This is a genomic window from Psychromicrobium lacuslunae (genome assembly GCF_000950575.1).
Taxonomy (GTDB): Bacteria; Actinomycetota; Actinomycetes; order Actinomycetales; family Micrococcaceae; genus Renibacterium; species Renibacterium lacuslunae.
The window spans coordinates 733,103-752,290 of sequence record NZ_CP011005.1; the positions used below are offsets into that span (position 1 = coordinate 733,103).

A 19,188-nucleotide genomic window follows, 5' to 3' on the forward strand; every position below is an offset into this window, starting at 1 on the left:
AGCGATTCCCTCGCGCGAGTTCGCGGTTTAGTCACAAATTCGTCAGTAATTACTAGCGAATCCGAGAGAAAACCACGAACTCAGCGAGGAATCGGACGGACCCTTGGAAGTTTGCTTACCGATCCAGGAACTGCCGGCCCAACTCGTCAGCGGCCACATTGCCCCCCACGATCCAGAGGTTAGGGCCTACGCTTTGGCCGGCGAAAGTTTCGCCTCGGTAGAGGTCAGCGGCGCGGAGACTTCTTATCCAGCGATCCTGGCCGCCTATGACCAAGTGTGTGAGTGGATTGAGAACGAAGGCAAACAACGGGTGGGCCGGCCGCGGGAGACCTGGCACGCCTTGCCCTGGGCGGAAGAACCGGCCAGAATGACTATTTCCTGGCCCTACGCTTAGCCATAAAGTAGTCGGCAAAGGGCTGCGGCTTGAACACCATACGGCAGTCCTTTGTCGGCTCGGCGACGAACTAGCAGTAGAATCGAAGCTGCAGAGGGATAGAAAGTGAGGATCAATGGGACTTCTGGAGACTATCCAGCATCCGGCTGATCTAGCTCGGCTTAGCGATGAGCAGATGACTCAGCTCGCGCAGGAGATCAGAGATTTCTTAATCAGCAATGTCGCCCAGACCGGCGGTCATCTTGGCCCCAATCTCGGGGTCGTCGAACTGACCCTGGCGATCCATCGAATCTTCGACTCGCCGAGGGACTCTATTGTTTTTGATACCGGCCATCAATCGTATGTGCACAAACTTGTCACCGGTCGGCAGGACTTTTCCACGCTACGCCAGCAGGGCGGTTTGTCCGGTTACCCCGAGCGTGCCGAGTCGATTCACGACATCGTGGAATCCTCGCACGCTTCTTCCTCGCTCTCCTGGGCGGACGGTATTTCCCGCGCCCGGCAGCTGAACGGCGAAGGTGATCGCTACGTGGTGGCGGTGGTCGGTGACGGCGCGCTGACCGGCGGAATGACTTGGGAGGCACTCAATAATATTGCCGCTGATAAGCACCGCCGTGTGGTGATTGTGGTCAATGACAACGGCCGCTCCTATGCTCCGACGGTTGGCGGCTTCGCCGATTATCTTCGCTCGCTGCGCCCCGCCATTGATTCGGTGCGCACCCATAAGGCTTATGAAGAAACCCTGGACTGGACCAAGCAGAAACTGCAGCACGGCGGCGTCTTGGGCCAATTCATGTATAAATCTCTGCACGCCGCGAAAAAGGGCATTAAAGATTGGTGGGCACCTCAGGGGCTCTTTGACGATCTCGGCCTGAAATACATTGGCCCGGTGGACGGCCACGACCAGAAGGCAATGGAGTCAGCGCTGCTGACCGCCAAGAACTATGCCGGGCCGGTGATCGTGCACGCGATGACCGATAAGGGCCGCGGTTATGCGCCCGCGCGCGCTCACGAAGAGGATCAGTTCCACGCGGTCGGCGTGATCAACCCGGAGACCGGTTTACCGCTCGGCGCGGAGAGCGCCAAGTCCTGGACCTCGGTGTTCGCCGAGGAGATCGCCGACATCGCCGATGAGCGAAAAGATTTGGTGGGCATTACCGGGGCAATGCTGATCCCGGTCGGACTGAACATTTTTGCCGAACGTCACCCGGAACGAGTTTTCGACGTCGGCATTGCCGAGCAGCACGCGCTAACCAGCGCCGCCGGGATGGCCTACGGTGGACTCCACCCCGTGGTGGCACTCTACGCAACCTTCTTGAACCGAGCCTTTGACCAGTTGCTAATGGATGTCGCCCTGCACAAGGCCGGGGTCACCGTGGTGTTGGACCGGGCCGGGGTGACCGGTCCTGACGGGCCGAGCCATCACGGCATGTGGGATCTGTCGATGCTGCAGATCATCCCCGGGCTGCACTTGGCCGCCCCGCGTGATGCCACTCGGCTGCGCGAGGAATTACGTGAGGCTGTGCAGATTTCAGACGCGCCGTCGGTCCTGCGTTACTCGAGGGGGAACGTGGGAGCCGAGGTTGAGGCGATTGAGCGTCTCGAGGACGGCGTCGACGTGCTGGCGCGGCGGCCCTCTGGCTCGACCGAGAACGACGTACTAATCGTCTCGGTGGGCGCAATGAGTGAACTCGCCTTGCAGGTTTCCAATTTGATCGGTGCGCAGGGCATTTCCTCCACAGTGGTCGACCCGCGCTGGGTGCTGCCGGTACCGACGTCGATTATTGACTTGGCCGCTCAGCACCGAATTGTGATCGTAATTGAGGACGGCGTACGAGCCGGCGGAGTGGGCTCTCGAATCCGGCAGGAAATGCGGGCCGCAGGTGTGGACACCGCGCTCAACGAGGTTGGTTTGCCGGTGGAGTTCCTGGCGCACGGTAGCCGCGGTGAGGTGCTGGAGCGAGTCGGGCTGACCGCCCGGCAAGTAGCGCACGACGTCGTTGGTCAAGTGCTGGGCACGAAGGTGCCGTTCGCTAGGCCGCTGCCGAGTGCCGATGGGGTTAGCGACCAGACGCATACCGGCCAGCTGCCCAAGTCATGACAGAAAAAGCACAGGCTGGGGCTGCGGGAGGCAGTGCCACTGCGATGCCCGATGAGAGCGACGTCCGTGGCCAGCAGGTTTTCAGCCCGGTCCCAGGCGATTTAGTGGTGGCTCGCAACCGCAAATGGGACGGCTCGCCGCACTGGGTGGTACCGGGACGTTATCTGGGTTCCGATGAGTTCGGGCACTGGATCCACCAGCCCGCTGGGTCCTTTGTCTCAAAGCCCGGTTCGGGGTTCATCGCCGCTTCGCAGGCAGCACTTTTGGTGCCGTACTCGGGGGAGTGGGTGGCCACTTTTTATGACGCCGCGCATCCCAATGGCTGCACACTTTACGTCGACCTGGTCACCGATATTGCCTGGGGAGCGCTCGACCGGGACAACGGCTGGGAACTCACGCTGATCGATATGGATCTGGATGTAGTGACCGCGCGGGGCCGCACCTGGGTGGATGACGAAGACGAATTCGCTGAGCATCAAGTCCGGTACGGCTACCCAGCGGAGATGATCACTGGTATCCAAGCTGAGTGTGATCGGATTTACGCCGAGGTGCTGGCCGGTCAAGCACCTTTCGATGGCCGAGAGGCCGTGTGGTTTGAACGGGCGGCTTCGACGGCTGATTGCAGTTCGAAGCCGGGGTAGCCGGACAGTTCGATCTCAAGACGAAGCATGCCATCGCGAGCGCCCGCCGCCTGTCGCTTAGGCTGAGGTAATGGCTGCTGATCAATTTCCTGATTTCACTCAAATCGAACCCGGCACGCTGGTGGTGCTTCGTTATCGCAAATACAACGATTTTCCGCATTGGGTAGAGCCGCTGAGATTTCTCGGTGTAGATGAACTGGGTGCTTGGCTGTTCCGACCCAAGGGAAGCTTTATCTCGCGGCCGGACGGAGCGGCGTTTACAGATGCCGATGAGATCATCGCTGTCCCTAGTTCCGTAGATCATGTGGCGACGCTCCGACCGGAAACTATGATTGGCAAGTTCAGCATCTATGTCGACGTGGCTACCAATCTTTCGTGGAAACTTTGCTGGTTCGGCTGGGAGTTACACGCCATCGACATGGATCTCGATGTAATCAGTTTTGAAGAGACCGATGGGCCTCGTACGGCTATCAAAGATCAGGATGAGTTCGCGGAGCACCGAGTCGAATTCGGCTACCCCGCTGAGCTGGTCACCGAAATGGAGACGGCTGCCGATCGGATACTGACGCAGGTTTTGGCTGCCGAGGGAGCTTTCGACGGCAGGGCCGGACGCTGGCTAGCGAAAGCGCGAGACGAAGCCGCCGAGTGGGATACGGCCGAGTAAGAGCAGCACCACAACTGAGCAGCCGTACTGAATAGAGTCCTTCGGTGGGGCAAACCATCCCTCCCCACTGGAAGCCCCGATTCGGTGGGGGCTGCTAATTGAAGAACCGATAGCGGGAGGCGGGTTCGGGGCGGGGCCCTCGCGGTGGGCCCACTGGCCGAGGGACCCGAAGCGAGGAACGAGCTTTGGGAAGGCCAAGGGGATAGCGCCTACCCCGCTCCCACCCCTCACCAGTTCGGGGCGGGGCCCTCGCGGGATAGGCTTGGAAATATGACTGATTTTCGCCGTTTGGGCAATTCTGGACTTGTTGTTTCTACCGTCGGTTTAGGCTGCAATAACTTGGGTAGGCCGGGGACTCCGACCGAATCTCAGCAGGGTACCGACGCCGTCATCCACGCCGCGATCGACGCCGGTGTGACGCTTTTTGACGTCGCCGATGTTTATGGTGCCACCCCCGGGCTGAGCGAGGAACGGCTCGGCAAAGCTCTCGAGGGCAAGCGTGACGACGTCATTATCGCCACCAAATTCGGCATGGACCTGAAAGGTGCCAACGGCGTTGATTGGGGTGCCCGTGGTTCGCGGCGCTACATTGTCAAGGCCGTCGAGGCTTCGCTGCGTCGGCTCAATACCGAGTGGATTGACCTCTATCAGTACCACACCCCGGACGGGGTCACTCCGATCGAGGAAACCCTCGCCGCGCTGGACGAGCTGGTGCGCTCCGGCAAGGTCCGCTACCTGGGCCACTCCAATCGCACCGGCTGGCAGATTGCCGAGGCCGCTTACGAGGCGCAGATCGGTGGCTTCGCCCCGTTTATCTCCGCGCAAAACCACTACAACTTGCTGGATCGCCGCGCTGAGCTGGAGGTGATCCCGGCGGCCGAGACTTTCGGCGTCGGCGTGCTGCCGTACTTCCCCTTGGCTAACGGCCTGCTGACCGGCAAATACGCAGATGGCAAGGCTCCTGAGGGCAGTCGGCTCACACACTCGCGTACAAATTTGCTGGACAAAGTGGATTGGGCACAGCTCGGCGCTTTCAGCAGTTTCGCCAAGGATCGTGGTCTGAGCGAACTGCAGGTGGCCTTCTCCTGGCTGGCAGCCCAGCCCGCCGTCGGCAGCGTGATTGCCGGGGCCACCAAGCCCGAGCAGATTCAGGCCAATGCCGAAGCCGCTTCGCATATCTTCAGCCCCGAGGACTTGGCCGAACTTGATGAGATCTTCCCGCGCACTCCGAAGGTAGCGCTCTTCTAAACCATCCCAGTGATCGAGTGTCGAGATACCGGGGTAAAATCGACGTTTTAAGCCCCAGATCTCGACACTCGACGGGGGAGTAGCGCGGAGAGGCCTCGGAGGACGGAAGTGGAAAAACGGAGCGGGGCATCGAATGATCGACGTCGGCAGCCGCGCACCGCGTTTTCGACCCGTTTGCTTTGGCAACAGATCTTGGTGGTGCTGTCCGTGGTGCTACTCGCCAGCGGAGTCTCTGGCTGGCTCAGCTACCAGCGGCTTAGCGCCGAGATCGGTGCTAAGGCGCTCGCGGTGGCCCAGTCGATTTCCGAAGACAGCTCGATTCGGACTGCGCTCAGCCAAGCCAAGGGAGTGATCCCGGCACAACCCGTGCTGCAGGGTGGCATCGTTCAGAAGATCGCCGAAGCAGCGCGTGAACGAACCGGCGCGCTCTTTGTCGTGGTCGCAGACCGGAACGGGCTACGGTGGGCGCATCCGGAGGAAGCCGAACTCGGCAAACACGTCACCACCAGCCCTGAGGGGCCGCTCAGCGGGCAAGAAATCATTGAGACCGAGAACGGCTCTCTGGGCTCCTCGGTGCGCGCTAAGGTGCCATTACGGGGCGTTGACGGTGGCATCGTCGGCGAGGTAAGTGTTGGCTACTCCACCCAGGAAGTGATCGACGAAATTGGTGAATCGGTGCTGCCGATCCTCGGCGTCGGCGCTCTGTCCCTCTTGCTCGGCGTACTGGCCACCGGTGCCTCACTGCGTAACCTGCGGCGTCGCACCCGCGGCCTGGAGTTGGAGGAAATCAGCACTCTGGCGCAAAACCAGGAGAGCGTGCTGCATGGCGTCGACGAGGGCGTGCTAGGTCTGGATGCGGACCACCGAATCACCGTCTGCAATGACAAAGCCCGCGAGCTCTTAAGCCTGGACGATCCAATCGGTAGGCTCTTGGAGGAGCTAACGCTGCCCGAGGGCGTGACTGAACTGTTGGAGCAAGATTCCGATCAGAGCGTGCAAGTTGTCTTCAATGAACTCGTACTGTTGGTGAACGCACTTAAAGTGGTGCGCGGGAATCATGATCTGGGTTGGGTGCTGATGGTTCGTGATCGGCGCTCCGTGCAAGCCCTCAGTCGGCAGCTGGAGGCAGTTTCCACCCTTTCCTCGGCACTTCGAGCGCAACGCCACGAATTCGCCAATCGGCTGCACGTGGTGACCGGCTTGGTGCAGCTCAATCAGACCGACGCCGCCCTCGATTATCTACGTGAAAGCCTGGCAACCGGGCCGCTGAATTATCCGCTGGAGAACTCGGAACTGGTTACCGATACCTATTTGGCTGCGTTCCTCGGGGCAAAGAGTACCCAGGCCGCTGAACGCGGAGTTGCGCTGCGAGTCGGCAGCGGTACGTTGGTGCAGTACCCGGTTCGGGACGCTCAGAATGCCACCGCGGTGCTTGGGAATCTGGTAGATAACGCGATCACCGCAGCGGTGCACGGCAGCAATAGCGAACGCTGGGTGGAGGTTGAGCTGCTGAGCGATCGAGCCGCGCTGGTGGTCACCGTCGCGGATTCCGGCGACGGCGTGCGGCAAGCTGACCAAGCGGAGATTTTCGCCGAAGGCTTTACCACCTCGAACCGGCAGGCTAGCTCCACTGGCCGTGGCGAGGGGATTGGCCTGGGACTGGCGCGGCAACTGGCCAGGATCGACGGCGGCGACCTAGTGCTGCTCGAATCGGGTACGCTGGGTGGCCCTGGGGCGGTCTTCATGGCTAGGTTAAAAAAGGTATTGGAGCGAACGGAGGGCGCTGAAGGTGACGACTGATTTCCGAGTGCTAGTGGTCGACGACGACTTCCACGTGGCGCGACTGCACCGAGATTACGTCAACACGGTGCCGGGTTTTATCGCCCTAGAGCCGGTGGGCAGTGCCGAGTCGGCGCTCCGAGCGATCTCCACGCTGCGGCCGGATCTGGTGCTTATCGACATTTTCTTACCGGACCGCAATGGATTGGATTTGCTGACCGAGCTCGACCTGGATGCCATGGTGCTCAGCGCGGCGGGGGACGCCGAGTCGGTGCAACGCGCCCGACGTCGTGGCGCCCTGGGCTACCTGATCAAGCCTTTTGAGCCGGAGTTATTGACCGCGAAGTTACGTTATTACGCGCGTTACCGAAAGCTGCTCGCTTCCAGCAGTTCTCTCGACCAAGAACTGGTGGAACGCGCATTGCGTCAGCTCTCCGGTGCCGAGGCCGCCAAGAAAACCCGTTCGGTGACCGAACAGGAAATCAGAAGTGCCTTGCAGCGGGCCGGTGGCGAACACCGCACCGCACTGGAAGTGGCCCAGGAGATCGGTATCTCCCGGGCCACCGCACAACGCTATCTTTCGGTGTTAGTCGAGGAAGGCGCAGCAAGCGTTTCGCTACGCTACGGTGCCACTGGGCGACCGGAACATCACTACTCTTCCTGACCCCAAACTGGCTCCAAATACCACGTCGAGTGTCGAGATAATGGGGTTATTCCGAGGTTTTAAGCCCCAGATCTCGACACTCGACAGTGGGTAAAAGAGGGGCTAGACCGGCCTAGAAGCCTGGCCTGGGGCGTGGAATCGCTTGCCATTGACCCGCTCGGAAGCGCCGACTCGGTCAAGGTACGGCGTAATGCCGCCCAAGAACATCGGCCAGCCGGCACCCAGAATCATGCAGAGGTCGATATCCTCGGGACCGGCAACCACACCTTCGTCCAGCATCAGACCGATTTCCTCGGCCAGCGCATCCTGGGTGCGAACGAGTAGTTCTTCACCGCTGATCGGACTATCACCGAACTCTAGGAGATCGAGAGTGTCCTGTGGCACGAACGGCTTGCCGTCCTCGCCAATCTCCCAGATGCCCTTCTTCCCGGCGTCAATCAGCCGCTGCTGATTTTGAGACACCCAGAAGCGGTCGCCGAAGGCAGCATGCAGTGATTCGGAAACGTGTAGCGCCACCGGCACGCCGACCATGGCCAGCAGGGTGAACGGCGTCATTGGCAAGCCCATTGGCTTGAGCGCGGTATCGGCGGTGCGCGCATCGGTGCCCTGATCGAACGCTTCAGCCACCACCCCCATCAGCCGCAAGAGCACCCGGTTGACCACGAAAGCTGCGGCATCCTTGACCAGCACAGCGTTTTTGCGCAGCGCTTTAGCGGTCTCAAAGGCGGTGGCAAGTACGGCGTCGGAGGTTTTGGGCGCCCGCACGATCTCCAGCAGCGGCATGACCGCGACCGGGTTGAAGAAGTGGAAGCCAACCAGCCGCTCGGGGTGTTTGAGATCCTTGGCCATTTCGGTGACCGAGAGCGAAGAGGTATTGGTCGCCAGAATGCAGTCCTCGGAGACGATCTCTTCGAGTTCGGCAAAGACGTCCTTTTTGACCTGCAACTCTTCAAAAACTGCCTCGATCACGAAGTCAGCATCGGCGAATGCCTCTTTGGAGACTGAGCCGGTCACTAAGGCTTTGGTGCGGTTCGCAGCGTCCGGGGAGATCCGCTTCTTAGCTAACAACTTATCGACTTCGGCGTGCACATAGCCGACGCCCTTATCCACCCGGGCCTGGTCAATATCGGTCATCACTACCGGCACCTTGAGTTGACGGGCAAAGACCAACGAAAGCTGGCTAGCCATCAGCCCGGCACCGACCACGCCAACCTTGGTCACCGGCTTGGCCAGCGACTTATCCGGTGCACCGGCCGGGCGCTTAGCCCGCTTCTGCACCAGATCCAGGAAAGCGTAGACGGTGGCGTGGAACTCATCCGTCTGCATCAAATCGCCGAGCGCCTCAATTTCAGCGGCGGCCGATTCCTCTTTGCTCCAGGTTTTACCCTTTTCCAATAGCTCGACCACGCGCAGCGGGGCCGGTGCGGCATTGGAGGTCTTCGCCTTGACGATTCCCTTAGCGGTGGCCACCGCTTGATCCCAAGCAGCTGACTGCTCCTCGGTGAGTGGATCGGAGACCGCGTTCGGGCGTTCCACCGTGATTTCACCCGAGAGCACCTTGGCTGCCCAGGCGATTGACTGTTCGAGGAAATCAGCGGGCTCGAACAAAGCATCGGCAATGCCGAGCTTGAAGGCCGCCGGTCCGGAGGTGGTGCGGTTGTTATTCAGTGCGTTCTCCACCATCACCTTGACGGCGTTCTCCGGGCCGATCAAGCGCGGCAGTAAGTAGACGCCACCCCAGCCTGGAACCAGACCGAGGAAGGCCTCTGGCAGTGCTAGCGCGCCGGCAGCCGTCGAGACGGTACGGTAGTTGGCGTTCAGCGCGATTTCCAGACCGCCGCCAAGAGCGAGGCCGTTAATGAAGACAAAGCTGGGTACGCCGAGGTTGTTCAAGGTGCGGTAGACGTCATGGCCGAGCTGGGCCATCCAGACGCCGTTTTCGCGTGCCTTGAGGCCTTTTACCGCGGACAAGTCTGCACCGGCCACCAGGAAGTAGGGCTTCCCGGTCACGCCGACGCCGATGATCTCGCCGCGGGCGGCCCGCTCACGCTGCTCTTCGAGCAGGGTGCCGAGTTCCACCAGGGTGTTCGGCCCGAGTGTGGTCGGCCGTTTATGGTCGAGCCCGTTGTCCAAGGTGATCAGCGCGAAGGTGCCGATCTTCTTGCCCTGGGAGTCAGCGAGTTCCAGGTCCTTCAGGTAGGAGTGGGTGACTATCTCGTCGGGGAACAACTCGGTTAGCTGGGAGAAATCTTTCGCGCTCATGCTGTCGCCTCCTGTTGGTGGGTGCTGGCTTCGGTGGCGGCGTCTTGAGCGGACGATAAATCGGTAGACTGGGAGCCGTCAAAATGCGGGTTCTCCCAGATCACCGTGGCGCCCATGCCCAAGCCAATGCACATTGTGGTGATGCCGTACTGCACCGAGTGGTCCTCTTCGAATTGGCGAGCCAGCTGGTTCATCAGCCGGACGCCGGAGGAAGCAAGCGGGTGCCCAACGGCGATCGCACCGCCATAGCGGTTAACTCGCGGGTCGTCGTCGGCAATGCCGAAGTAGTCCAGGAAGGAGAGCACCTGAACGGCGAAGGCTTCATTGATCTCAAACAGGCCGATATCTTCAATGCTCAGGCCAGCGTTTTTGAGCGCCTTTTCGGTGGCCGGAACCGGGCCGATGCCCATCACCTCGGGCTCAACCCCGGCGAAGCCATAACTGACCAGCTTCATCTTGACGGGGAGTCCGAGTTCTTCGGCGGCCTCGGAGGAAGCCAGGATGGCAGCAGTGGCGCCATCGTTCAGACCCGCTGCGTTACCGGCAGTGACTCGACCGTGCGGCCGGAATGGAGTGCGCAGGCCGGCTAGGTCTTCCATCGTGGTGCCGGGTCGAGGCGGCTCGTCGACGGTGTTCAGGTTCCAGCTATTTCCGGTGCTGACGCCCTCGGCGTTCTTCGGCTCAGCTTTGAAGGAAGCCACCGGCACCAGATCGGGTTGAATCTGGCCTTTGTCGTAGGCGGCGGCCAGTTTGTTCTGCGAATTCACCGCGTAACGGTCGGTGCGTTCTTTGGTGATTTTGGGGAATCGGTCGTGCAGGTTCTCCGCCGTATTGCCCATGTTCAGTGCTGCCGGGTCGACCAGCCGTTCCGACATGAAGCGCGGGTTGGGGTCGGTACCGGAACCCATCGGGTGGTGGCCCATATGTTCCACCCCGCCAGCGATCACCACGTCGTAGGCACCGAAGCCAATGCCAGAGGCGGTGGTGGTGACCGCCGTCATCGCGCCGGCACACATCCGGTCAATTGCAAAACCGGGGACCGAGCGGGGTAAACCAGCCAGCAGCGCAGCGGTGCGCCCAATGGTCAGCCCTTGGTCACCGGTCTGGGTGGTGGCGGCGATAGCTACGTCGTCGATGCGCTCGGCGGGTAGCGAGGGGTTGCGTCGCATCAATTCCCGGATGCACTTGACCACCAGGTCATCGGCCCGAGTTGAGGCGTAGATGCCTTTTTCTCCGGCTTTTCCAAAAGGGGTTCTGACGCCATCAACAAAAACTACTTCACGGACTTGCCGTGCATTTGGGCTCACTTTAGCTCCTTTTATCGGCATTGTGCCAAGGCCTAGCGCAGCATAAAACTGCACCAATAGCTATATGCTACTCATGAGTAACATATAGTTTCAAACCCCTGCGGAATTAAAAGCTGAAGAAATTGTTTCGCACCTTGCTGCCTAGTCAAGACAGCCCTGCATAGCGGCTAGTTACTCGCTGAACCTTCGGCCGTGGCGTCCTTGTTTGGCAGCGGATCTGGGTGGTTGAAGGCCTCTACTAGAAGCGGGGCAGTCAGCTTGATCTGCCAGCCCCGGGCGCCCAAATCGGCAAGTGCGGCAGCGATTGACTCCAACTCAAATAGCTCAGGTGGGCGCCAACATAATCTGCGTAAGAAGTCCGGGGTGAGCAGGTTCTCTACTGGCAGCTTGAGATCCTTGGCGAGCGCAGCCAGCCGGGGACGGGCGGTCGCCAATCTGGCAGCCGCAGCAGGATCCTTATCCGTCCAGGCACGCGGCGGGGGCGGCGCATTGCTGGGCAGATGCAATGGCGGTAATTCTTTGAGAGCCTTTGCCTCATTAATGGCGCGCATCCAGCGAGGTGCCTCCCGGTGCACTGCGCGGCCATTAAAGCCGGGCACCGCAAGCAGCTGAGGAATCGTATTCGGCATCGCTTTAGCGGCAACCACGATGGCCGAATCAGGCAGCAATCGGCCCGGGGCGACATCACGGTTCTGGGCCAGGGCGTCTCTTTCCTGCCAGAGCTGGCGAACCGCGGCGAGCTGACGCCGGTCCCGGAGCTGATGCACCCCGGAGGTGCGCCGCCACGGATCAACGCGAGGCGCTGGCGGTCCGACCTGCAGAATGGCATGGAATTCCTCATTGACCCATTCGAGCTTGCCATCAGCGGTCAATAACTCGACGAGTTCCTCGCGCAATTCGGCCAGCACCTCGACGTCGAGTGCGGCGTAGCGCAACCAGGGCTCTGGCAGCGGGCGAGTCGACCAGTCGGCGGCCGAATGTTCTTTGGCTAGTCCAAAACCCAGCAATTGTTCGACCACTGCGGCTAGGCCTACCTTGGGTAGCCCCGCGATCCGAGCAGCTAACTCGGTATCAAAGAGCGAGTCAGGCCACATCCCTAGGTCGTAGAGGCAGGGCAGATCTTGGCTGGCCGCATGAAGGATCCATTCCACGCCACGGAGGGCTTCATCGATGATTTTGAGATCCTCGAAAGGTTCCGGATCAATCAGCCAAGTGCCAGCGCCTTCCCGCCGAATCTGCACCAAGAAGGCGCGCTGGCCGTAACGGAATCCAGAAGCCCGCTCGGCATCAACACCCGCTGGTCCAGTGCCAGCCGCCAGGGCTTTAGCGGCCCGGGATAGCCCTTCAGCGGTATTGATCACTAAAGGCACCCCGTCGCGGGGGGTGTCTAGTTCAATGACTTCGGGTATCTCGCTCAGATCAAGGTCAGCGATTTCGGCGCTTTCTGGACTCGCGGGGATAGCTTCGGGCTTCACCCTAGCTGTTCGCTGAGATCTATCCCGGCTGCGCTTCGTCGGGGAGTCCTGCTGGTCAGCTGGACTCAACTGCGCCGCCGATGAGGTAACGCGCTGACCCCTTCGGGCAGCGGTGGTAGCCCGGCAAAGGTGCACACCATATCTGACCAAGCTTCAAGGTGATCTTTCATCTTTTCATCTTCCGGCGTCCAGGAAGCCCTGAGCTCAATGTCAATCGAATCAGGACGACCAGCCAAGGAGCCATAGCTCTCGGAGAGAATTCGGGTTGCAGTACCTCCGGCTGCGCGATACCGCGCACCGTGGCTTTCCAATGCTTCGACCAGCCAGGTCCAAGCGACCGAGCCGAGCATCGCGTCGGTGCCGATATCTGCCTCAAGTTGCGCGCGAATGTAGGTAACCACTCGGAAGGTGCCGTCCCAGAGCGCAGAGCCCTCGGGATCGTGCAGCAGAATGAAACGTCCGGTGGCAAGTTCGGCGGTGCTTGCCTCCACGGCAGCGGGTTCGAAGACCTCGGCTCCCAAGGCCACCGCATAAGGGGCTAGCCGGGAGGGGGCTGGGATCTCTTCGAGTCGTAATTCGCTACGACACTGGGCCTGGCGAAGGGTGCCGAGGGCAGTTAGGAAGTCAGAGGGGACCTTTGCAAGCGCGCTCACCCTGGAAGACTATGCCCGAGCGCCGACAGAATAGCGTAGGCGCGCCGTTTTAGCCTGCCATGCCGGGGCGTTAGCAGAGACCGGCCGAGGCTGGGATGCTATGCGGCGCACAGCATCCCAGCCCATCTTGGCCTTCGGGGTTTGTTTCCAGCCAACTTTTAGTCGGCGGTGAGATCGATAACGCTGGCATTCAACTGCTCGGCGGGCTGCTCAAACAGCGTCCTGATCCGCGCTGCCAGTTCATCCACGTGGGTATAGCCCGGGAATCGTCGCTCCGGTTGGGCTGCTCGCATCTCATCGGTGAGCAGGGATTTGACCCGAAGGATCACCGCAGCGGCCTGACCCGCGGTAGTAGCAGCTTCCCCCAACTGTTCCGCTTCGGCCGCTTTGCCGAAGCCTTGAGCAATGGCAAGAGTCCAGGCTTCAGCAGCAGCTTTAGCTGCCACATAGTTAGCATTGCCCGCGGTCGGCTTGGCCACCGAAGTAGAGGAGACGATGGCTAGCAAGCCGGCCGTCTGCTCCAGATCCGGCGCGAATTCCCGGCTGGTGATTCGAAGCGTCTCAATCACGTTATGGCTGAGGAATCCCCAGTCCGCGTCGTTCTGCTCGGCCAGCCCGCCGCCACCGCGCCAGCCGCCCACCAAATGGATCAAGCCATGGATCGGACCATAGTCGCTGAGTATTTTTTGGTGCAGCTCCGCGACCGCTGCAGGCTCCGCCAAGTCGGCGCTGAGCGGGGATGCGCCGCTGGCCTTAGCTGCACTTTCAATTCGCGCAGCCGATGAACCAACTGTGACAACCCGATAGCCGGCCCCGACTAAGGCGCGCGCCGTGGCAATGCCGGCGGCTGAAGAGCCGCCGGCAATCAAAATTGTTTTCATGCTTCAGTTCTAGCAGGAACCCTGTCAGATTCGCTCACCGCGTCTTTTCCGGTAATACCGGTGGTCGACTCGATCACGCTGCGCATTTTCTTCTCCAGCGCCTCATAGAACATGGAAAGCGGGAATTCGTCATCAAGGACCTGATCGGTCAGCGCCCGCGGCGGTTCATTCAGCGGCAAAGCGTCCGGCCCCTTGGCCCAGACCGAAGCCGGGTTCGGGGTGACAGTGTTGGAAACCAGCTCGTAGGCTGCCAGCCAGTGAGCGGTCTTGGGCCGGTCGATGGAGCGCCAGTACAGGTCGTGGATCTTTTCGCCGAGGGAGACCACGACGTCGGCCACTTCGTCCCAGTCAATTGTCAGTTTGGTGTCGGTCCAGTGAAGCACGTGGTGCTGGTGCATCCAGGCGAACAGCAGCTGACCACCGAGGCCGTCATAGTTACGCACCCGGCTACCGGTGATCGCGAAGCGGAAGATCCGGTCGAAGATCACTGCGTACTGCACCAGTTTGGCGTATTTACGGGCTTCTTCGGAGGCCTCCGGGTCCTTCTCGATTTTGACCGATTCGCTGAAAGCGGTCAGATCGCAGCGAAGTTCTTCAAGCGAGTACAGGAAGAACGGCATCCGCTGCTTGATCATGAAGGGGTCAAAAGGCAGGTCGCCGCGCATGTGAGTACGGTCATGAATCAGATCCCACATCACGAAGGTTTCCTGGGTGAGTTTCTGATCGTCAAGCAACTCAGCAGCATCGGCCGGGAGTTCTAGCGAGGTGATCTCGGCGGCCGCGCTCAGCACCCGGCGGAATCGAGCTGCCTCACGGTCCTGGAAAATCGCGCCCCAGGTGAACTTTGGGGTTTCCCGGACGCCGACGCTCTCCGGGAACAGCACGGCGGAGTTGGTGTCGTAGCCGGGGGTGAAGTCAACGAAGGAAATCGGCACGAAGAGCTTATTCGAATAAGCCCCGGCTTCGAGTTCGCCGATGAATTCGGGCCAGATCACTTTGACCAGTACGGCCTCGACGAACCGGTTGGTTGAGCCGTTCTGGGTGTACATCGGGAAAACCACCAGGTGGCCGAGGCCGTCAATGCGGTTTTCCTGTGGTTGGAAGGCGAGCAGGGAATCGAGGAAGTCGGGGATGCCGAAGCCTTCCGCAGCCCAGCGCTCGAAGTCCTTCACCAGCAGCGAGAGGTATTCGGCGTCGTGCGGGAAGTTCGGAGCGAGTTCGTTGATCGAACTGACCAGCGTTTCGACGAGTTTGCTGGCCCGAGACTTGTCCTCGGCTTCGGGAACCGAACCGTCCTTAATCTGCAGGTCCTGGAGTTCGGTCGCGGCAGCCTTCAAAGCTTGCCAGGGCTGGCCCGCGGCGATGGCTTCAAGATCGGTGTCGGCGCTGGCTAATGGTGCGGCAGGCAAGGTCTGCGTCATGGCGAAAGTCCTTCCAGAGTCTTTATCTTCTTGATGAAATCTTAACTCAAAAGACAGGAAACCTTATGCAATATTTATGAATTGATTAGAAGATCTGGCGCTCGGTGTGGTGTTTCTCTCAGCCAGGATGAGCTTCGCTTGCCGGACATTCTGGAGGCAATGCGGATTCCGTTACGGATCTTGGCTTCAGCGATCACCGGTGGAACCACGATGGGCCCCTAGCCGGATGATCACCAGTTCAGTCAGAATCGAGAAATGAGGAACTCAGTGAGCTGGCAAGATGCGAGCGGAACCGGGCTGGAAGACCTTGAATTACTGCTGAGTCATCAGGGCGGAGTGGCTTCGGGGCGGGTACAAGGACCCAAAGGTGCACCTTTTCAGCTTGAATACACAGTGGAATTTGATGCTCAATGGCGGACCAGGAAAGTTTTCGCCCTTGAGCGGCTCAGCGGTCGGAGTTTGCTACTTCGAGCTGACGGAATGGGTTGCTGGAGGGACCAAGACAATGTCGAACTGGTGGAACTCAGCGGTGCCATTGATGTGGACTTGAGTGCCACACCCTTCAGTAACACCTTGCCGATCAGACGGTTACGACCCGAGATTGGCGAAAGTTTTGAGATTGTCACTGCCTATATCTCCGTCCCAGAACTTACCTTGCAAGCTGACCCACAGCGATACACCCGACTTGCCGAGACTCGCTATCGTTATGAATCGTTGGACAGCGATTTTCAGGCAGAGATTTCGGTCGATGAGATGGCTCTGGTCACCGAGTATCCCGGGCTGTTCAGCCGACGACATATTGGCTAATAGTGGCTGAACAGCCGCCAGCATTCCAAACTATTCGCTGGGCACCAACGTCATTGAGATTGAGTTAATGCAATATCGCTTATCGGTCGGAGTCCCATACCCCTCGCCCTCAAAGACGTGACCCAGATGTGAATCACAATTGGCGCAGCGCACTTCTACTCGCTCCATGCCCAGGCTTCGGTCATGGATGTAACGCACCCGCTCCTCAGCCAATGGGGCGAAGAAGGAAGGCCAGCCACAATGCGAATCAAATTTCTCATTGCTGCGGAAAAGCTCAGCCCCACAGGCACGGCACTGATACACCCCGGCGGTATGCGTATCGGTGTACTCTCCGATAAAAGCCCGCTCGGTGCCCGCCTGGCGGAGTACCCGATATTCCTCGGGACTCAGTTCCGCGCGCCACTCTTGCTCCGTCTTCACCACCGCAGGGGTATAGGAGTTCTGGAAAAAACTGGTGTTTCCGGCAGATTCACTCATATCTGTAGCAACGTTTAGGAGTCGCCAATAAATCCCGACCCCGAGTACAGATGCAATACCGGCAACCCCAGCTTGTCCTGCGCACGCGTCGCCCAGTCGGTGTGGAAGGTATCCTCCAAAGCATGCGGCTCGGTGACAACCACGGCTTGACGGGCGGAGCGTTCCTCGACCTCAGCGACTAGTCCGGCGACCGCATCGCCTTCGAAAACCTTGCCGCTGACCGTCGCACCGGTGGCTTGTAGCGCGGCCAGCGAGGTCTGCAGGGTGCTTTCGGCACGCTGCTTAGCTTCTTCCTTGCTTTCCCGGCCACCGAACTCCTTGAGCGCCGCCGGGAGATCAAGCAGGCTCAGCTGATCGATGACATCGACGAGCAGGTTCCGCCGCACGTCATCCGGCACCAACACGATAAGTTCGGGTTGCTCGGAGTCGGCGAACAGGCCAGTGATGTTTTCCACGTCGACCTCGCCCAAAGGAGCCTCGGTCAGAATGATGATGGTATCGGTCATGAGCTAAGCGTATCTCCCCAGGGCCCCGCGTCGAGCTAGCGAGGCGTGGGAGGGGCGATACGCGGTATCTCCCCAGGGCCCCGCGTCTAACTCGACGCGGGGCGGGCGCTCCGCCACAATGGAGTCATGGCTGACCTAAGCGCGAAGAAGCACACTGGCTGGTTGAAATGGTTGCTGTTTGGCGCAGCGGCCGGAGCTGGTGTGGTCTCCGTGCTGGCCGCGGGAAGCTCAGCGCTGGCTGGTTATTTCGCCCGTAGAGTAGTCACCCCGGAGAAGGAGCAGCCAGAGGATCTTGAGATCTTGGCGGTGCTTCGGGTCGGTGAGGAATTACAGATCGTGCTGCCTGCCAACCAGGAAACCATCGTTGATGGGGTTTACGGATTGAGCTTTGACGGTGAGCGCGGAAATGCTCGGATTGGCGCGATCCGGTCCTATGTGCCCCGCGAAGGTACGGTCTCCCGACTGGTCGAGGAAGTGGTTGCGGGGGATTTGCAGCACGCGGTCCGGGGACGCTGGAGCGGCGCGGTTTTCCAATCGCCAGCTGAGATCGGGGTGGCGGCGGAAGAGGTATGGATCGATTTGCCGGTAGGTCCGGCACCGGCCTGGCTGATTAAACCAACCGAGCAAAGGCTCTCCAGCTGGGCGATTATGGTCCACGGCCGGGGTGCCCGTCGCACCGAAGGATTACGTGCGGTGCGCACCGCACGCGCGCTCGGACTGACCAGTCTGCTGATTTCTTATCGTAATGACGGCGATGCGCCAGCCGCGGAGGACGGTCGCTACGGCCTTGGCGTGACCGAATGGCGGGACGTGGAGGCCGCAATCGACTACGCACTCGACCACGGTGCGAAGGACGTGGTGCTTTTTGGCTACTCAATGGGCGGCGCAGTAGCGTTGCAAACCGTCGACTTGAGTCACCGCCGCCAGGAGGTCACCGCGCTGGTGCTGGACGGTCCGGTGATCAATTGGATCGATGTTTTGGCGCATCAAGCCACGCTGAACCGGATCCCGGCAGCTATTGGCAAATACGGTCAGCTCATGCTGAGTCATCCACTCGGTCGGCGAATCACCGGTTTGGCAGCACCGGTGAACCTAAAAAGCATGGACTGGGTGAGCCGCGCCATTGAACTGCGAACCCCCACCCTGATCATGCACAGTAAAGACGATGACTTTGTGCCGTATGGTCCGTCGAAGGAACTCGCGCGGCGCAATCCTGAGATTGTCAGTTTTGTGGAATTTGACACCGCTGCGCACACCCGCGAGTGGAATGTCGATCCGCAGCGTTGGGATTCGGTTGTCAGGTCTTGGCTGGCTCCGCGCTTAGGTCGCTACGATCTGCCCAGGGATACCGTGCCCGAGGAATTCCGGGACGCTTAGCTTTTACGGCCTATTGGTGCCACGGTGGCCTGGCAGAGTTCGACCAAAAGGGCTGGCGCAAGTTCAATCTCTAGGCCACGCCGTCCCGCCGAGAAGTACAAGGTCGCCAGATTCAAGGCTGACTCATCAAGGACCACTGGGTTGGCGAGCTTACTGCCTAGCGGCGAGATGCCACCCAGCACATAGCCGGTGCGACGCTGTGCCAGCTGCGGATCCGCCAGTTCGGCTTTTTTGGCCGCCATCGCAGCGGCCAGCAGCTTGAGGTCCAGGCTTTCGCTGACCGGGACCATAGCGGCCACCAAGAAAGTTCCGTTGCTGCCGGTCACCGCGGCCATCAGGGTTTTGAACACCCGTTCTGCCGGAACACCTAGTTTGCTGCTGGCTTCAGTGCCGAAGGAAGGAATCTTGGCATCGTGCTGGTAGCTGTGCAACGTGTAGCGGACCCCGGCAGTATCGAGCAGCGAGGTCGCCGGAGTACCACCTTTCGAGCGTCCACTGCTAGTGCGCTGGCTCATTGAGTTAGGCTCATCG

At 60.3% G+C, this 19,188-nt stretch carries 18 protein-coding genes; 9 read left to right on the forward strand and 9 right to left on the reverse strand.

Going from position 1 to position 19,188, the window contains the following annotated elements:
* Positions 1–103: 103 nt before the first annotated feature.
* The 7 genes from UM93_RS03330 to UM93_RS03360 all read left to right on the forward strand — a co-directional run bounded on the left by UM93_RS03330 (position 104) and on the right by UM93_RS03360 (position 7,491).
* The gene (locus UM93_RS03330) at positions 104–394 is read left to right on the forward strand and encodes a GyrI-like domain-containing protein (protein ID WP_045073642.1); all 291 of its coding nucleotides are present in this window, start codon (positions 104–106) and stop codon (positions 392–394) included.
* Positions 395–509: 115 nt separating this feature from the next.
* On the forward strand, positions 510–2,495 hold the full coding sequence (gene dxs, locus UM93_RS03335; protein ID WP_045073644.1) for a 1-deoxy-D-xylulose-5-phosphate synthase: 1,986 nt from the start codon (positions 510–512) through the stop codon (positions 2,493–2,495).
* Entirely contained in the window at positions 2,492–3,136 is a 645-nt protein-coding gene (locus UM93_RS03340; RefSeq protein WP_234399373.1) for a DUF402 domain-containing protein, read from the forward strand. The genes dxs and UM93_RS03340 overlap by 4 nt, the downstream gene beginning before the upstream one ends.
* Positions 3,137–3,206: 70 nt before the next feature.
* Positions 3,207–3,800: a DUF402 domain-containing protein gene (locus tag UM93_RS03345; RefSeq protein WP_052663580.1), complete on the forward strand. Its 594-nt coding sequence runs from the start codon at positions 3,207–3,209 to the stop codon at positions 3,798–3,800.
* Between the two features lie 270 nt (positions 3,801–4,070).
* Positions 4,071–5,048 carry an aldo/keto reductase gene (locus UM93_RS03350; RefSeq protein WP_045073647.1) on the forward strand — a complete coding sequence of 326 codons (978 nt, stop codon included), beginning with the start codon at positions 4,071–4,073 and terminating at the stop codon, positions 5,046–5,048.
* Between the two features lie 108 nt (positions 5,049–5,156).
* Complete coding sequence (locus UM93_RS03355; RefSeq protein WP_045073648.1) at positions 5,157–6,848, forward strand: sensor histidine kinase; 1,692 nt, start codon at positions 5,157–5,159, stop codon at positions 6,846–6,848.
* Complete coding sequence (locus tag UM93_RS03360; RefSeq protein ID WP_045073649.1) at positions 6,838–7,491, forward strand: response regulator; 654 nt, start codon at positions 6,838–6,840, stop codon at positions 7,489–7,491. The genes UM93_RS03355 and UM93_RS03360 overlap by 11 nt, the downstream gene beginning before the upstream one ends.
* Positions 7,492–7,593: 102 nt before the next feature.
* Here UM93_RS03360 and UM93_RS03365 read toward each other — a convergent pair whose 3' ends face one another.
* The 6 genes from UM93_RS03365 to UM93_RS03390 all read right to left on the reverse strand — a co-directional run bounded on the left by UM93_RS03365 (position 7,594) and on the right by UM93_RS03390 (position 15,490).
* Positions 7,594–9,753, reverse strand: coding sequence for a 3-hydroxyacyl-CoA dehydrogenase NAD-binding domain-containing protein (locus UM93_RS03365; protein WP_045073650.1), 2,160 nt, complete (start codon positions 9,751–9,753; stop codon positions 7,594–7,596).
* Entirely contained in the window at positions 9,750–11,081 is a 1,332-nt protein-coding gene (locus tag UM93_RS03370) for a thiolase family protein (protein ID WP_199921805.1), read from the reverse strand. Before UM93_RS03370 ends, UM93_RS03365 begins: the two co-directional genes overlap by 4 nt.
* Before the next feature lie 146 nt (positions 11,082–11,227).
* Positions 11,228–12,535, reverse strand: coding sequence for an HRDC domain-containing protein (locus UM93_RS03375; protein ID WP_045073653.1), 1,308 nt, complete (start codon positions 12,533–12,535; stop codon positions 11,228–11,230).
* 65 nt (positions 12,536–12,600) lie between these two features.
* Entirely contained in the window at positions 12,601–13,188 is a 588-nt protein-coding gene (locus UM93_RS03380; RefSeq protein WP_045073654.1) for a DUF3000 domain-containing protein, read from the reverse strand.
* Positions 13,189–13,346: 158 nt separating this feature from the next.
* Positions 13,347–14,069 carry an SDR family NAD(P)-dependent oxidoreductase gene (locus tag UM93_RS03385; protein WP_045073655.1) on the reverse strand — a complete coding sequence of 241 codons (723 nt, stop codon included), beginning with the start codon at positions 14,067–14,069 and terminating at the stop codon, positions 13,347–13,349.
* Entirely contained in the window at positions 14,066–15,490 is a 1,425-nt protein-coding gene (locus UM93_RS03390; protein ID WP_157874086.1) for a DUF6421 family protein, read from the reverse strand. The genes UM93_RS03385 and UM93_RS03390 overlap by 4 nt, the downstream gene beginning before the upstream one ends.
* Positions 15,491–15,745: 255 nt before the next feature.
* Between UM93_RS03390 and UM93_RS03395 the strand changes: the two genes are divergently transcribed.
* Positions 15,746–16,297, forward strand: coding sequence for a putative glycolipid-binding domain-containing protein (locus UM93_RS03395; RefSeq protein WP_052663582.1), 552 nt, complete (start codon positions 15,746–15,748; stop codon positions 16,295–16,297).
* Between the two features lie 30 nt (positions 16,298–16,327).
* Here UM93_RS03395 and msrB read toward each other — a convergent pair whose 3' ends face one another.
* Together msrB and UM93_RS03405 are read right to left on the reverse strand one after the other, a co-directional pair.
* Positions 16,328–16,774: a peptide-methionine (R)-S-oxide reductase MsrB gene (msrB, locus tag UM93_RS03400; protein WP_045073656.1), complete on the reverse strand. Its 447-nt coding sequence runs from the start codon at positions 16,772–16,774 to the stop codon at positions 16,328–16,330.
* Positions 16,775–16,788: 14 nt separating this feature from the next.
* A complete protein-coding gene (locus tag UM93_RS03405; protein WP_045073657.1) occupies positions 16,789–17,280 on the reverse strand; it encodes a hypothetical protein in 492 nt (163 codons plus the stop codon).
* Between the two features lie 126 nt (positions 17,281–17,406).
* Between UM93_RS03405 and UM93_RS03410 the strand changes: the two genes are divergently transcribed.
* Positions 17,407–18,657, forward strand: coding sequence for an alpha/beta hydrolase family protein (locus UM93_RS03410; RefSeq protein ID WP_045073659.1), 1,251 nt, complete (start codon positions 17,407–17,409; stop codon positions 18,655–18,657).
* Here the strand turns inward: UM93_RS03410 and ybaK are convergent.
* On the reverse strand, positions 18,654–19,172 hold the full coding sequence (ybaK, locus tag UM93_RS03415) for a Cys-tRNA(Pro) deacylase (protein ID WP_045073661.1): 519 nt from the start codon (positions 19,170–19,172) through the stop codon (positions 18,654–18,656). The two genes, UM93_RS03410 and ybaK, sit on opposite strands and share 4 nt — an antisense overlap.
* Positions 19,173–19,188: the final 16 nt, after the last annotated feature.